This is a genomic window from Alkalibacterium iburiense (assembly GCF_039521845.1).
GTDB classification, from domain to species: Bacteria; Bacillota; Bacilli; order Lactobacillales; family Carnobacteriaceae_A; genus Alkalibacterium; species Alkalibacterium iburiense.
The window spans coordinates 1-15,398 of the sequence record NZ_BAAACW010000041.1; the positions used below are offsets into that span (position 1 = coordinate 1).

The window sequence follows — 15,398 nt, forward strand, 5'->3', positions numbered from 1 at the left end:
CCTATTTGGGAATATCATACCTTCGAACAGGAATAATCTGATTTTTCATAGAACTTTTGGCATTACCCTATTTGCTCACATATTTAACTATAGCATCGACTACAAAACTGTACAAGCGCTTACCTTAGTACAATGCTGGACAATATTTGACATTTTCATAAACCGTTCTTGTCAGTTATTCTTATACTCGCTAAACTGATTAATGTTTCAATACTCTATATAAAGGATGAAAGTTATGAAAGATACAGCCCTCTATTCAACTAGCCAGTCGTCAAATAAATACTTATTTTTAATTACTTGGCCCATTTTCATTGAAGTCTTTTTGCAAATGCTCATGAAATTAACAGATGTGTTTATGCTGAGTTATGTATCGGATGATGCCGTCGCAGCTATCGGCGTAGTTAATCAGATTATGACTTTTATGTTTGTCTTATTTAATTTTACAGCAATGGGATCAGGTGTGGTCGTTTCACAGTATATTGGAGCGAAGAATACACAAGGTGTTAGAAAAACCATTGCCAATGCGATTACCATCAACTTAGTTTTTGGACTCATCATTAGTTTATTCGTTGGTTTGAACAGTCACTTTTTGCTTGGGTTATTTTCTTTGGAACCTCAATTGTATGCTTTCGCTAACTCTTATACATTGATAGTTGGTTTAGGTTTATTTGCTCAAGCTATGATATTAACCGTCTCTTCTATTCTTCAAGCCATGGGGTATACGAAAGATGTGATGTATTCCGTCCTGATTATAAGTTTTCCGAGCGAGAAAACCCACGGTTTCAATCGTGGGATGATAGCTCGGCAGGGATGAGGGTTCGCTTTGGCGAACTCGAAAGCCCTGTGATATATTCGAATATTTTTTGAGTATGTTCGGTATGTTTTCATACTCGTATAGAGTATAATGGATACATGGAAAATTACCGTAGAACTAAAACAACCGTCAGCCTCATCAACTATCATTTTGTGTTTTGTCCTCGGTACAGACGAAAGATTTTCTTGAATCCCTCTCTCGAAGAACGGCTCAAGAAATTAGTTCAAGACATTTGTGATGAACAAGGCTTCCACCTCCTTGCTTTGGAGACGGATGAAGACCATGTTCATCTGTTCTTGAATGTGTTGCCGTCTTTCAGTCCTGCGGATGTAATGGCTAAAATCAAAGGAGGGACATCGAAAATCATCCGTGACGAGTTCTCCGAGCTGAAAGCAATGCCAAGCTTGTGGACTCGTTCTTACTTCGTATCCACCGCAGGAAATGCGTTAAGCCAAACGATCAAACGATATGTTGAATCCCAAAAGACAAGGAGTTGAATCCCATGTCTCAAACCATTACCGTAAAAATAAAATTGTTACCAACGAAAGAACAAGCAGCGATTTTGACTGAAATGAGCGAAGAGTATATTTCGACCATCAACTCCCTTGTAGTGGAAATGGTGAAAGAAAGAAAACCTACCCGTAAAACGAGCAAAGATATTGAGGCCTATTTGCCCAGCGCTGTAAAAGCGCAAGCTGCCTTGGATGCAAAAAGTGTGTTTAAGAAAGCAAAGAAAAAGAAGTTTGTAACAGTGCCTCTGCTTAAAAAGCCTCATTGTGTTTGGAACAACCAAAACTACTCTTTCGACTTCCGCTACATTTCAATGCCGATCATGATTGATGGGAAGGCGCAGAAAACACCTATCCGGGCTTTAATGGTGGATAAGAAGAATAGAAACTTCGGTTTGCTAAAACACAAATTAGGGACACTACGTGTCACCAAAAAGTCAAATAAATGGATGGCACAAATCGCTGTCACAATCTCTTCCGCCAAGAAAACAGGCACGAAAGTCATGGGTGTGGATTTAGGACTCAAAGTCCCAGCTGTGGCAGTCACCGATGACGAACAAGTGCGCTTTTTCGGAAACGGAAGGCGAAACAAATATATGAAGCGAAAATTCCGTTCCGAAAGAAAAGCACTTGGGGAACGAAAGAAATTGAATGCCATTCGCGACTCAAAAGACAAAGAACAACGATGGATGAAAGACCAAGACCACAAGGTTAGTCGATCAATCATTAATTTTGCAAAAGACAACCACATTTCTGTCATTCGCTTGGAAAAACTGGCGAATATCCGGCAGACGGCAAGAACAAGCCGTAAAAACGAAAAGAATTTGCACACATGGTCCTTCTACCGACTAGCAACATTCATTGAATACAAAGCAACATTGGAAGGCATACAAGTGGAGTATGTGAACCCTGCACATACCAGCCAGACCTGTCCGACATGTTCAGAAAGGAATAAAGCAAAGGATCGAAATTATCGGTGTAGTTGCGGTTTTGAAAAACACAGGGATATCGTTGGTGCAATGAATATTCGCTATGCACCTGTGGTTGACGGTCACAGTTAACCAGCCTAAGATGCTATATGCACTGTCTTAGGAGGGGCAATGAGATGCCCTCACCTTGAGGCTTGAACAAAACAGAAATGGACTGCGTTCGCACAAGCACTCAAGAATCCCACCCGTCAAACCGAAAGGTTCGGGCTTGCGGCTTTAGCCGTGGGAGTCTCAAGAATGCTTTGAATATAGTAGGGAATTATTTGTTTATTTTTGGTGTTGGTTTTATCCCACAATTAGGAGTGACAGGAGTAGCTTTATCAACGGCTGGTGTCCGATTCATTATCATGATTGGATTATTTATTATTCTGCATAAACGCATGACAGAACCTTTAACTATTAAAGAGTTCTTTTCGTATGAAAAAGAGTATGCCTCAAAAATTCTCGCTATTGGTGTACCCTCAGCCGGTGAAATTTTATCTTATAATGTCAGTCAAATTGTTTTAACGATGATGATCACTACATTAGGAGCAACAGCTTTAGCTACCCGCGTCTACTCACAGAATTTAATGTCTGTTTTAACGGTCTTCTCTTTATCTATTGCAAAAGGTATGCAAATTTACATTGGTCAGTTAGTAGGGGCTAGAAAGCAAACAGATGCCTATCACACTTTGTTTGTAGGGTTAAAGTATGCGACCATCATCACGATTATTATAGGCAGTATCTTTGCGTTGTTTGGCAGACAGATATTCGGTATTTTTTCAAATGATCCTAACCTTATACAGTTGGGTGCTATGATTTTAGTCATTGAATTGCTGCTTCAGCCGGCTCGAACAGGAAACTTAGTCATTATTAGTGCCTTAAGAGCGGCAGGTGATGCGGTCTTCCCTGTCATGGTTGGTATTGCGGTGATGTGGGGCGTCCTTGTTCCTTTAGCCTATGTTTTAGGCATCACCTTGAATCTAGGTTTAGTTGGCATTTGGGCTGCTATGCTCGTCGATGAATGGATTAGAGCCAGTCTCATGTTCATCCGTTGGAAAAAGAAACGGTGGCTTGGGAAATCCATTGCGGCCAATAAACTGTCTTAAAGATAAATACAAGTTCTCGTTTCATTAGTTGCAAATAAAAAAGCTTTGAAGGATTCGTAAAAATCGATTCTCTTCAAAGCTTTTTTCATGATTTAGAGTTTAAATACTTTAACGTCATGAGCTTCTATACGTGTAGTGGTTCCGGTAAATGGTTCACCAGTAAAAAGTTCTGTACAGGCATCCCCATCCTTATCAAAGTAATGACTCAAATCTAACTCGATTTCAGCTGCTTCATCATTTAAATTAAAGACAGCAACCCATTCATTTGTCTCTGTCACTGTTTTCCAAATGACTATATCCTCTTTTCTTGATAACTGAGTAGGATGGAGTCCGTTAGCATGCATCTCTCTTAACCCTTCATTTCGAAGCAGGTCTAAGGTCCACTCATCATTATCCGTCAACTCGCCTCCAAAGAACAAAGGTGATCGGAACAGTGACCACAACGTCATCATGGTTCGCTGTTCTGCTTTTGTAAAGCGTGTATAACGGTCACTTCCGCCACCATCTACCGAGCGTATCCCTATATGACCCAGCGGTAACATGTCACAGTCAGGCCATGTTCCTTCTTGAACGAAAGGAGCCCATTTCTCACAACGAGCAAACATGTCATACAATTGATGCCAGTTATCCCAATAATCATCTGTTAAGCGCCACATGTTCGCATGCTTCTGTAAAAAGGCCCCGTGCTCTAAAGAAGCGGGTCCAGGGGATAAACTTAACACAATGTTGTAGCCTGATTCGTCTATCACTTCTCGAAGCATAGCTATTTCATCTAGATGACCACCGTATAATTTAGAGTCAGCGATGTCATCCACTTTTAAAAAGTCCACACCCCATTCACCAAATTGGTCAATAAGCGAACGGTAATACTCTTTAGCTCCTGGCTTATTTGTATCCACTCCATACATATCCGTGTTCCAAGGACAAATAGAGTTTTGCTTGGCGATATCACGCGCCTTTTTGTCCGTTCCCTTAATCGCAGTATTTGCGTAAACAGCTTGCCTAGGAATGCCGCGCATATAATGAATACCGAATTTCAATCCTAATGAATGGATATAGTCTCCCAGTGGTTTGAAGCCTTGCTTATCCTTTGCCGATGGGAAACGATTCACTGCGGGCATCAAGCGAGAATACTCGTCCATTTCTAAATCTGCATACGCATGATAATGGCTTGAGTTAGCCGTCGGTTCATACCACTGAATATCAACGACCACATATTCATAGCCATAATCCTTTAAATGTTGACTCATATATTCAGCATTCTGTCTCACTTCATCTTCTGTGACAGATGCTCCGTAACAGTCCCAGCTGTTCCACCCTTTAGGAGGCGTTTTAGCCCATGTTTTAAATGTTTGCATGCTTACTCTTCTCCTTTATCTATCCAGACCATCATTTCTCCAACTGAACGATTGGCCCATAAATGATACGGAATAAAAGTAAGGCTGACTTCTTCAAATGGTTCTTTTTCTGCCTGCTGATACAGTACGTTTTTCCACGAGTCATCACTTTTTATCTTTTTCGCTTTTCCTTTTAAAGCAAAGAAATCGCCCAATACACTATCTGACATTTCTTCGGCTACCGGCTTTTCAGTTAAAGTGAGTAAATGCAGATGAGGACCGTTATCCTCTTCCACTAAACAATACACATATGGACCTCTTTGAAGCGCTACTTTCCCTTTATTTTGTCTCACTAACGGATGAGCCTGCCACATGAGTACGGGCATCTCAAATTCGATTGACAGGGTTTTGTCCTCATTTATAATAAACTCAGCATAGCCATCTTTGACAGAGCTGTTATTTTCAAAATAGAACATATCTCCCCATTCAGGTAAACGGATATAAATCTTCACCGGTTCTGTTACACCCTTAACAGATAGCTCCACTTTTCCTCTATCTGATAAATCTACCGTTTGCGTTAGACTCACCGTTTGATTATTGCTTTCTATTTCTCCTTCAAAATCCATCAACAAGTGTACATAAATAGCCTCTTCATCCACAGACGTCACATATTTATTCAATGAAGTCAGTGTTCTAGCTAAGTTAGGAGGACAACAGGCACAGCCAAACCAGGAAGGTCGTGTCGGTTTGACATGGCTTTTCCCAGGGTCTTTCTGACTCGCTTCAGGATTGACTTCAAGCGGATTGGTATAGAAGAAGTGTTTCCCATCTAAAGCCATTCCACTAATAATCGTATTGTATAACGTTCTCTCCATTACTTCCGCATACTCCACGTCGACTTCATTTTTAAGCATGGCTCGTGCAAAAAATAGTAAGCCAATGGAGGCACAGGTCTCGCAATACATCGAATCATTAGGCAAATCATAATCAAATGTAAAGGCTTCTCCATGAACTGTTGATCCTATCCCACCAGTAATGTAGAAGCGTTTCTTGATAATATTATCCCATAGTCGTTTAGCTGATTGAAACATTTTGTCGTCTTTATGAATAGCCGCCACTTCAGCCATTGCGGCCGCCATGTACACTAATCTTACGGCATGCCCAACAGCTTCTTCTTGTTCGTGGATAGGTTGGTGTGCTTGATGATATTTCAGATTAATATGAGGGATGGATCTATCATCTATTCCTTTTTCTTTGTTTTCAAGTAACTGCTTCGAGTAGAAATCTGGGTCTTGCCCTCTAATTTCTAAAAACCATTTACTTAAATCAACATATTCTTCTTTTCCAGTTACTTCATAAAGTTTAATTAAAGCCCACTCTATTTCCTGATGCCCGTCTGCCCCATTTATTTTACCTTCTTCAGGTCCAAAATGATTTTTAATACATTCAACAAACTTTTCAGATACCTTAATTAATCGTTCACTACCGGTTGCTTTATAATGGGCAACTGCCGCTTCAATTAAATGTCCGGCACAATATAATTCATGACTTTCAAATAAACGTCTAAAGCGTAACTCAGGTGCTTCAATTTGGTAATACGTACTTAAATAGCCATCATCCTCTTGGGCGTCCTCAATGAGGGCGACCACTTCGTCCATCATGTCTAATAACTTGTCATCCTGTTTTAGAGCATAACTATTAGCAGCTGATTCCAGCCATTTATAGACATCCGAATCTTGAAAAAGCCAACCATAGTGACTGCCTTCTTTCTGTCCAGCCGCTATTTTTAAATTATCAATCGCATGACTCTTTTCAGATGGAATTCCTGGATCGTCTCTTTCTTTGTCAATGAAAATATCTAAGTTATCATGAAGCACATCCCATTGATATGGAATCATTTCGTTTCTGATTAAATCTGTGTATCTTTGCCAAAAGGAATCTGTTATTGTAATTGCCATGTGTAATCTCCTTATAAGTAAATAATGCAGTTAAAATTGTTGAGATATTCAACTTTTTAACTGCATTTTTAAAATATTTAAAGTTTAGTTTATATTTTCTACTGCTGACTTTTCAACTTCCAGCATCATTACGTATCTTTCAATAAACTGCTTAAAGTTCTCTATACCCTTCTCCGTTGGATTAACTGAACTAGCTTCCTGACTACTAAAGACTTTATTGGTCAAGTAATCTTCTAAGGTTTCGCCATCTTCTTTATGAATCTGATAAGAAGCTAATAAAGCCATGCCCCAGGGTCCACCTTCTCCCGCGCTTTCCATAACAGAAACAGGAATAGTCAACGCATCAGCCATCAGTTGTTGGCCCACAAATTCTGTTTTGAAAAAGCCACCATGACCTAATAGTTGATCAACGCTTACATTCTCTTTTTCAACTAAAATATCCATGCCTAGCTTCAGTGTCGCTAAAGCGGAATAGATGTGTGTACGCATAAAGTTTGGAAGAGATAAGACACTATCAGGCATTTGAACAAATAAAGGACGTCCTTCTTCCAGTCCTGTGATAGGTTCTCCTGAATAATAATTACAACTCATTAATTTCCCGCCATCGTCATCTGCTTCTAATGCTTTTTTGAATAGCGTGCTAAAGAGTTGATCATTTGATACTTCTAAGCCTAAGGACTCAATAAGTTCAGCAAACAATTTTGCCCAAGCGTTGATATCAGTAGTGAAATTGTTACAGTGAACCATCGCTGTTGGCTTCCCTGTAGGTGTCGTTACCATATCAATTTCAGTATAGTAGTCTTTCAATTCCTCTTCTAAAACAATCATAGAAAACACTGACGTGCCTGCAGACACATTCCCTGTTTTTTCAGCCACACTGTTTGTTGCGACCATTCCAGTTCCCGCGTCCCCTTCCGGTGGAGCCAAAACACTTCCAGCTTCCAATTTACCTGTAGGGTCAATCAAGTGTGCGCCTTCTTCTGAAAGGATACCTGCGTCTCCCCCTGCAGAGATGACCTTTGGAAATATCTCCCTTAGTTTCCAAGGGGTATTATAAGCTTCTATTTTTCCTTCGAATGTGTCAATCATTGACTGATTATAGTCTACTGCATCAGAATCAATAGGGAACATGCCTGAAGCTTCACCCACACCTAGCACTTTCTCACCAGTTAATTTCCAATGGATATAACCGGCTAAAGTCGTCACATAATTGATCTTGTTTACATGCTCTTCATTATTCAGCATAGCTTGGTATAAGTGGGCAATGCTCCAACGTTGAGGGATGTTAAACGAGAATAGTTCAGACATCTCTTTAGCAGCTTCTTCAGTTGTCGTATTACGCCAAGTTCTGAAAGGAACGAGTAATTCTTCATTTGCATCAAAAGCCAAATAGCCATGCATCATACCGGAAAACCCAATGGAATCAACTTTTGTGAGTTCTTCTCCACGGGTATTTTTATATTCTGATGCTAATTGCTGAAAGGCATCTTGTAAACCTGACCATGCCTCATCCAAGTCATAGGTCCAGTATCCATCCTCTAAACGGTTTTCCCATTCGTGTGAGCCGCTTGCTATAGGTGTGTAATCTTCTCCAATCAATACAGCTTTAATGCGTGTAGAACCAAATTCAATCCCCATCGTTAACTTTTCATTTAACATGCTATTCATCCTTTACTTTAAACTTCTTTTAAACATAAGCGAATAGAGATACCGATTTAAAGTATCTCTATTCAAAGTATTCATCTTTAATCAATTAAGACTGTTTCTAAATTCACCATTTTTGCCCAATCCATAATAACCTCTTTATCCAAGGCTAATGTTGCGACAGTATGGTGACCTCCACCAGCTTCAATCCACTTCTTCACTCCAGTTTTAAAGTCCGGGTTCGGCTTCCAAATAACACGAGCGACCGGTAAGTTAGGGGCTTCTTCTTCTGGTGTGATGGCTTCAAAGGTATTCACCATTAAACGGTAATGAGTGCCTAAATCCAACATAGAGATAGCCATACCTTCTCCTGCTTTTCCGTCAAATACTAAACGAGCAGGGTCTTCTTTATCTCCTATGCCTAACGGTTGAACGACTACACGCGGTTTTGTTTCAGCAAAAGTCGGGTCAACCTCTAACATGTGAGACTGAAGAATATATTCATTATCTTTAGCTAAATTGTAAGTATAGTCTTCCATAAAGCCGGTAGAAACGTTATTAGCCATTATCTTCACTAAACGATCTAGAGCAGCTGTTTTCCAGTCCCCTTCACCAGCAAAGCCGTAGCCTTCGGCATTTAACCGTTGCACTGCCATACCTGGTAATTGTTTCATGCCATGTAAGTCTTCAAAGTTGGTTGTGAACGCTGTATAGCCTCCCTCTTCAAGAAAGCGTCTAAGCCCGATTTCTATCTTAATCTGCTCTTTCACTTGTCCTTCATAGAAGTCTGGGTCATTATCTCCCTTGTCCAAATCATATAATTTTTGAATTTCATCATATGTTTTTTGAATGTCTTCATCTGAGACCTCGTTCATTACTTCAACTAAATCACCAATGCCGTAGTAGTCTACTGTCCAGCCAAACTGGATAGCCGCTTCTACTTTGTCTCCTTCAGTTACAGCCACATTTCTCATGTTATCACCGAAACGGGCGACTTTAATATTTTGTGATTCTGCGTAACCTACTGCAGAAATCATCCAGTTATTTATTTCTTTATGAGCCTCTTCATCTTGATAGTGACCAACAACAATTTTGTTTTGCAATTTTAATCGAGCGTTAATAAAGCCATATTCTCTATCGCCATGAGCACTTTGGTTCAAGTTCATAAAGTCCATATCAATGGTAGCCCAAGGGACCTCTTTATTAAATTGAGTAGAAAAGTGAAGCAAGGGTTTTTGCAGTATTTTTGTGCCCGGTATCCACATCTTTGCAGGAGAAAATGTGTGCATCCAAGTAATAACCCCAGCTACTTTATCCTGGTAGTTAACTTCTTTCATAACCTCTCTAATTTCTTCAGCGGTAGTAACTAATGCTTTATAAACTAAAGGATAATTGAAGTTTGCTTCTTTGTTTAGAGTATCTACAATTTCTTTAGCGTGATCTTCTACTTCTTCTAGTGTCTCTGGTCCGTATAAGTGTTGGCTGCCGACTACAAACCAAAATTCTCTTTTTTCTGTGCTTAACATATTTACACTTCCTTCTTATTGATTCTATTTACTTCTGTCCGTAATAAGCATCTTTTCCATGTTTTCTTAAAAAATGTTTGTCTAGTAGGTGCTGATCCATTCGGACACCTTCTCTATTTAACTGCATACCGTGATAAGTCATTTCAGCTACTTGTTCAAGGACGACTGAGTTATGAACGGCATTATCAGGAGATGACCCCCAAGTAAAAGGTCCGTGATCATTAACTAATACACCTGGCATATCATTAGGATTAATCTGACGTTCCTCAAATGTTTCTATAATAACGGTTCCGGTTTGTTTTTCATACTCCGTCTCAATTTCATCTTTTTTCATCGGACGCGTTACAGGGATGTCTCCGTAAAAATAGTCCGCATGAGTGGTCCCCGCTGCAGGAATATCTATCCCTGCTTGAGCAAAACTAACAGCCCAAGGGGAATGAGTATGGACAACACCTTTGATATCCTTGAAGTGTTTGTACAATTCTATATGAGTAGCTGTATCGCTGGAAGGTTTCAGATCTCCTTCCACTATTTTTCCATCAAAATCTACTACTACCATCTTGTCTGGTGTTAAGTCTTTATAATCCACACCACTTGGCTTAATGACTATAAGCTCTTTTTCTCTATCTATTCCACTTACATTTCCCCAAGTGAATACGACTAATCCGTAATCAGGTAAAGCCATATTCGCTTGATAAACCTGTTCTTTTAAGTCTTTTAACAAATGATTCACTCCTTTAATAAATTTTAACTTTAATGTAGTTAACGTATGAACTGTAGTAAATTAAAAAAGAGTAAAGAAACAAGTTATAATACCGATTTGCTTTCATCCATTAATTCTCTAGTTGAATTGCGTATAATTAATTTCGGTTCAAATATACGAGATTGGATTTTACTCCCTTTTTCTACGGCTTCTACAATTTTGATTGCAGCCTGCCTACCTAATTCTTCTTTAGGGTGTTCAATAGATGTCAGTTTTACAGTAGGATGAACCGTGCTATAAAAACTGTTATCATGGCTAACTACTGATATATCATCTGGACATTTTATATTTAATTTATCCATTTCTTTAATGAGCATCACGGCTACTTCATCATTGTAGCAGACAAAGGCAGTTGGTAAATGATCATTCTGTAGCATGATATTAATTAATACCGGTAAATCCGATTTAGCTTCAGTATCAAATCGAAGAATAAAATCATTACTAAAACTCAACTTTGAATCGTATAATGCTTTCAAATACCCTTTAAGACGTTTTTTTCCTTGTAAGTCATCTGATTTAGTAATGATGCCAATGTTAGTGTGTCCTTTGTCAATAAGGTGATTTGTAGCTGTTTTCCCAGATTCTTCATCGTCAAGAGCAATTACAGGCATTTCTAACTCTTCATAAGAAGCATTTAACATTATTAGAGGAGTTTCTGATTCAGACAGGTTCAAATAATAATTTAGATTGGGATTCATTAAATTACTTTTTGTAGGCTCTACAATTAGCCCGTCAACTCCTTGCTGTATCATACTATCTAATGAACGTCGCTCATTATCAACATTATTATGTGTACTTGAAAGCAATAATGAATAATTCTTTTTTGATAATTCTTCTTCAATACCTCTAATAATAGAAGGAAAAATATAATCTGATAAATAAGTCGTAATCACACCTATGGTTTTCTTTGATTTAGTAACTTGGGTATTTTGATAAGTATTACTAACATAAGTACCGGACCCTTGTCTTTTCACTACATATCCTTCGTTTACTAACTTCGAAATAGCTAATCTGACAGTCTGACGACTTACATTAAATTGTGATCTTAATTCTGCCTCAGAAGGGATTTTTGAACCTACAATATAATCACCTTTTATAATTTTTTCTTGAATAATATTTTTTATAGTTATATATTTTGGTTCAGGCTGCATAATCCCCACTCCTTATAGTTCTTATACTCTATTATGCTTTTAATACTACTTAAATACAATAATATGTAAATTTATGTGTATCAGTAACATGTAAAAATAATTAAAGGCTGATAACAGCCTTTAATTATTTTTATGAATTCTTTATTATTTCCTTTTGTTTTTATTTAAAATATCAAATGCTACTGCGCCAAGTAGTACTAAGGCTTTAATTGATTGCTGCCAATCAATACCAATCCCTAAAATAGACATTCCATTATCTAGTATTCCCATAATTAAAGCTCCGATTAGAGCACCAATAACAGTACCTGCACCACCCGTAAGTGAAGCACCACCTATTACAGCTGCGGCAATGGCATCTAATTCAAAGTTCTGACCTGCTTGTGGTGTAGCCGCATTTAGGCGACCTGCAAATATTAATCCTGCAATAGCAGAAAGTACGCCCATATTTACAAATACCCAGAACTTAATTTTTTGAGTTTTTACTCCTGATAATTGGGCTGCCTTTTCATTCCCACCAATAGCATAAACATGTCTACCACTAATGGTTCGATTAGTAAAGAAGCTATATCCTAAGATCAACACCAGTAATAAGAAGAAAATATAGGGTACTCCTGCATAAGCCGCTAAACGTTCAGTAAAAGCAGCAATTACAAGGGCTATGGCTATTAACTTAGCAATAAAGAATCCCTTGCTTTCTACTGAAACATTTAATTCTTTGTTCTGTTTACGTTTTTTAATTTCCAGTACCACATAACTTATAATTGCTATTATTCCGATAACAATTGTAAGTAAATGGTATTCTCCTCCATTAAGCCAATCATCTAAAAATCGTGAACTAATTACTCTGAAAGCTGAAGGAAAAGGAGCCAATGTTCTTCCACCTAGAGTGACCATGGTTAACCCTCGAAATAATAACATACCAGCTAAAGTCACAATAAAGGCAGGAATCTTCATATAAGCAATCCAGAATCCATGCCAAGCACCTATTAGTCCTCCAATTATAAGAGCAATTGGTACAGCTATGAATAGTGACAAATTCATATTAATAAGCATGACACCAGCCACTGCCCCAACAAAAGCAGCAATTGATCCAACTGATAAATCAATTTCTCCGGTTATTATGACTAGGACCATCCCAATAGCTAAAATAATGACATAACTATTTTGCATGATAATATTAGTAACATTTAGCGGGGATATTATAGTACCGCCTGTCAGAAATGAAAAGATAAGCACTAGTCCGACTAATGCAATGACCATACCAAACTTATCTAAGTTTTGTGTAATGAGTTTCTTAAATTCCTTCACTTTACATACCCCCGTCTGATGTCATATATGTCATTAACTTCTCTTGCTCAGCTTCTTCTATTGGAAATTCACCTGTAATTTTGCCGGAAGACAGCGTATAGATTCTATCACAAATACCTAGTAGCTCTGGTAGTTCCGAAGAAACTATAAGCACACTTTTCCCTTGAGCTGCTATATCATTAATTAATTTATATATTTCATTTTTAGCGCCTACATCAATACCTCGAGTGGGCTCGTCTAGAATTAATACATCAGGATTAGTAAAAATCCATTTACCTAATACAACCTTCTGCTGATTGCCACCACTTAAATTTTTTGCTTTTTGTTCAATAGTTGGTGCTTTAATATTTAACTTGGATTTATACTCTTCTCCTATTTGTGTTTCTTTATAGCTATTTATTGTAAATTTATCTTGCAATTCTGTTAAATTGGCCAAGCTAATATTCTTTTTAATCGAATCTTCTAAAATTAACCCATACTCTTTTCTATCTTCCGATACGTAGCCCAAACCGTTAGCAATAGCTTCGCTAACGTTTGAAATTTTTACTTCTTTTCCATTAATTTTTATTTTTCCACTAATATACTTCCCGTAAGAGCGTCCAAATATACTCATCATGAGTTCTGTTCTACCCGCCCCCATTAAACCTGCAATACCAACTACTTCGCCACTTTTTATGTTTATGTTTGCATTACTGATTATATCTTTTTCTGCAATAGTTGGATGACCTAGAGTCCAATCGATAACTTCAAACTTAACGTCTCCAATGTCGTTACTTCTATCAGGGTATAAGTCGGACAAATCGCGTCCGACCATACCTTTGATTATTCTATTTTCAGTAATGTTATCATTGGCAAGGGTTTCAATCGTTTGTCCATCTCTTAAAATCGTAATATTATCAGCAACTGCTAGAACTTCTTTTAACTTATGGGATATTACAATTGATGTTATTCCCTGTTCTTTAAATTCCTTAAGAAGTTTTAGCAAATTATCTGATTCCGTTTCATTTAATGCTGATGTCGGCTCATCAAGTATCAGTAGCTTGACATCTTTAGATAGGGCTTTTGCTATTTCAACTAATTGTTGTTGTCCGACACCAATATGAGAAATGAGATCATCAACATTGGCTTTCAGACCTACTCTATTAAGCAAGTCCTTAGCTTTAGAATTTGTTTTTCGCCAATCAATAAATCTATTCTTAGTTTGCTCGTTACCTAAAAATATATTTTCAGCTACGGTTAATTCTGGTATTAATGCAAGTTCCTGATGAATAATAACAATACCTTCTCTTTCACTGTCATTAATCGTCTGAAATGTTGATTCTTGTCCTTCATAAAATATTTTTCCAGAATATGTGCCATAAGGGTGAACACCACTAAGAACTTTCATAAGTGTCGATTTTCCTGCTCCATTTTCTCCAACTAGGGCATGGATTTCCCCTTCACTAACTTCAAAATTCACATTGTCTAAGGCTTTAACTCCCGGGAATTCTTTCGTAATATTTTCCATTTTCAAAATAGTTTTACTCATCATCTCATCTCCAAAGAGTTATTCTACTTCTCCACGATCAATATAACCAGAATCGAATAAGACTTCTTCTATATTGTCAATATCTACGGAAACTGGTTCTTCTAAATAAGAAGGAACGACTTTGACATTATTGTCATATGTTTCAGTATCATTCACTTCCGGTTCTTCACCCTCAACAATAGCATCAACCATATCTACAGCTCTTTCCGCTAATTCACGTGTATCTTTAAACACAGTTTGAGTTTGTTCTCCCTCAAGTATGGACTGAGCAGTGGCTACATAAGCATCTTGTCCGGTGATGACAGGAAATGGTCGTGCATCTGTTCCATAACCCGCACCTTCTAATGCAGAGATAACAGCTAAACTAATACCATCATAAGGAGAAAGTACAGCATCAAGATTTTCATTTGAATAGTGAGAACTTAAGATATTATCCATACGGGACTGTGCTTCTGATCCATCCCAGCGTAATGTAGCTGCTTGATTAAATTCAGTCTGTCCACTTTGTACTACTAGGTCCCCACTTTCAATATAAGGTTCTAGTTGAGCCATCGCTCCATCCCAGAAGAAATAGGCGTTATTGTCATCAGGAGAACCTCCAAATAATTCTATGTTATACGGTCCACCGTCTCCATTTTCTAAGTCAAGAGCTTCAACTATATAACCACCTTGTAGTTCCCCAACACCAAAATTATCAAATGTGGCATAGTAACTAACTCAAGTTTTGCAGTTGAATATCCAGGTTTAACCCTTGCGGTTATTGAAACTTCTTATAAATAATTA

At 38.0% G+C, this 15,398-nt stretch carries 12 protein-coding genes and 1 pseudogene; 4 read left to right on the forward strand and 9 right to left on the reverse strand.

What is annotated here, in order from left to right; genetic code table 11:
* The first annotated feature begins 235 nt into the window (after positions 1-235).
* From ABDZ53_RS03600 to ABDZ53_RS03615, 4 genes are all read left to right on the forward strand, one after another.
* Complete coding sequence (locus tag ABDZ53_RS03600) at positions 236-814, forward strand: MATE family efflux transporter (protein ID WP_343754073.1); 579 nt, start codon at positions 236-238, stop codon at positions 812-814.
* A 98-nt stretch (positions 815-912) separates the two neighbouring features.
* A complete protein-coding gene (gene tnpA / locus ABDZ53_RS03605; RefSeq protein ID WP_343754074.1) occupies positions 913-1,311 on the forward strand; it encodes an IS200/IS605 family transposase in 399 nt (132 codons plus the stop codon).
* Between the two features lie 5 nt (positions 1,312-1,316).
* Positions 1,317-2,384, forward strand: a complete 1,068-nt coding sequence (locus ABDZ53_RS03610) for an RNA-guided endonuclease TnpB family protein (RefSeq protein ID WP_343754075.1) — start codon at positions 1,317-1,319, stop codon at positions 2,382-2,384.
* 191 nt (positions 2,385-2,575) lie between these two features.
* Entirely contained in the window at positions 2,576-3,400 is an 825-nt protein-coding gene (locus tag ABDZ53_RS03615) for an MATE family efflux transporter (protein WP_343754076.1), read from the forward strand.
* 92 nt (positions 3,401-3,492) lie between these two features.
* On the opposite strand, the gene ABDZ53_RS03620 is transcribed toward ABDZ53_RS03615, so the two are convergent.
* From ABDZ53_RS03620 to ABDZ53_RS03660, 9 genes and pseudogenes are all read right to left on the reverse strand, one after another.
* Positions 3,493-4,758 carry an alpha-galactosidase gene (locus tag ABDZ53_RS03620; RefSeq protein ID WP_343754077.1) on the reverse strand — a complete coding sequence of 422 codons (1,266 nt, stop codon included), beginning with the start codon at positions 4,756-4,758 and terminating at the stop codon, positions 3,493-3,495.
* Positions 4,759-4,760: 2 nt separating this feature from the next.
* Positions 4,761-6,695 (reverse strand): glycoside hydrolase family 127 protein, encoded by a 1,935-nt coding sequence (locus tag ABDZ53_RS03625; protein ID WP_343754079.1) that lies wholly within the window; start codon positions 6,693-6,695, stop codon positions 4,761-4,763.
* Between the two features lie 84 nt (positions 6,696-6,779).
* The gene (locus ABDZ53_RS03630; protein WP_343754081.1) at positions 6,780-8,354 is read right to left on the reverse strand and encodes a xylulokinase; all 1,575 of its coding nucleotides are present in this window, start codon (positions 8,352-8,354) and stop codon (positions 6,780-6,782) included.
* A gap of 86 nt (positions 8,355-8,440) precedes the next feature.
* Positions 8,441-9,865, reverse strand: a complete 1,425-nt coding sequence (gene araA / locus ABDZ53_RS03635) for an L-arabinose isomerase (protein ID WP_343754083.1) — start codon at positions 9,863-9,865, stop codon at positions 8,441-8,443.
* 28 nt (positions 9,866-9,893) lie between these two features.
* Positions 9,894-10,589, reverse strand: a complete 696-nt coding sequence (locus ABDZ53_RS03640) for an L-ribulose-5-phosphate 4-epimerase (protein ID WP_343754085.1) — start codon at positions 10,587-10,589, stop codon at positions 9,894-9,896.
* An 83-nt stretch (positions 10,590-10,672) separates the two neighbouring features.
* Positions 10,673-11,779, reverse strand: coding sequence for a GntR family transcriptional regulator (locus tag ABDZ53_RS03645; protein WP_343754087.1), 1,107 nt, complete (start codon positions 11,777-11,779; stop codon positions 10,673-10,675).
* Positions 11,780-11,923: 144 nt separating this feature from the next.
* Positions 11,924-13,087 (reverse strand): multiple monosaccharide ABC transporter permease, encoded by a 1,164-nt coding sequence (gene mmsB, locus ABDZ53_RS03650; RefSeq protein WP_343754089.1) that lies wholly within the window; start codon positions 13,085-13,087, stop codon positions 11,924-11,926.
* 1 nt (position 13,088) lies between these two features.
* The gene (gene mmsA / locus ABDZ53_RS03655) at positions 13,089-14,615 is read right to left on the reverse strand and encodes a multiple monosaccharide ABC transporter ATP-binding protein (RefSeq protein ID WP_343754091.1); all 1,527 of its coding nucleotides are present in this window, start codon (positions 14,613-14,615) and stop codon (positions 13,089-13,091) included.
* A gap of 18 nt (positions 14,616-14,633) precedes the next feature.
* Positions 14,634-15,332 (reverse strand): annotated as a pseudogene (locus tag ABDZ53_RS03660) (substrate-binding domain-containing protein); the annotation flags it as partial.
* Positions 15,333-15,398: the final 66 nt, after the last annotated feature.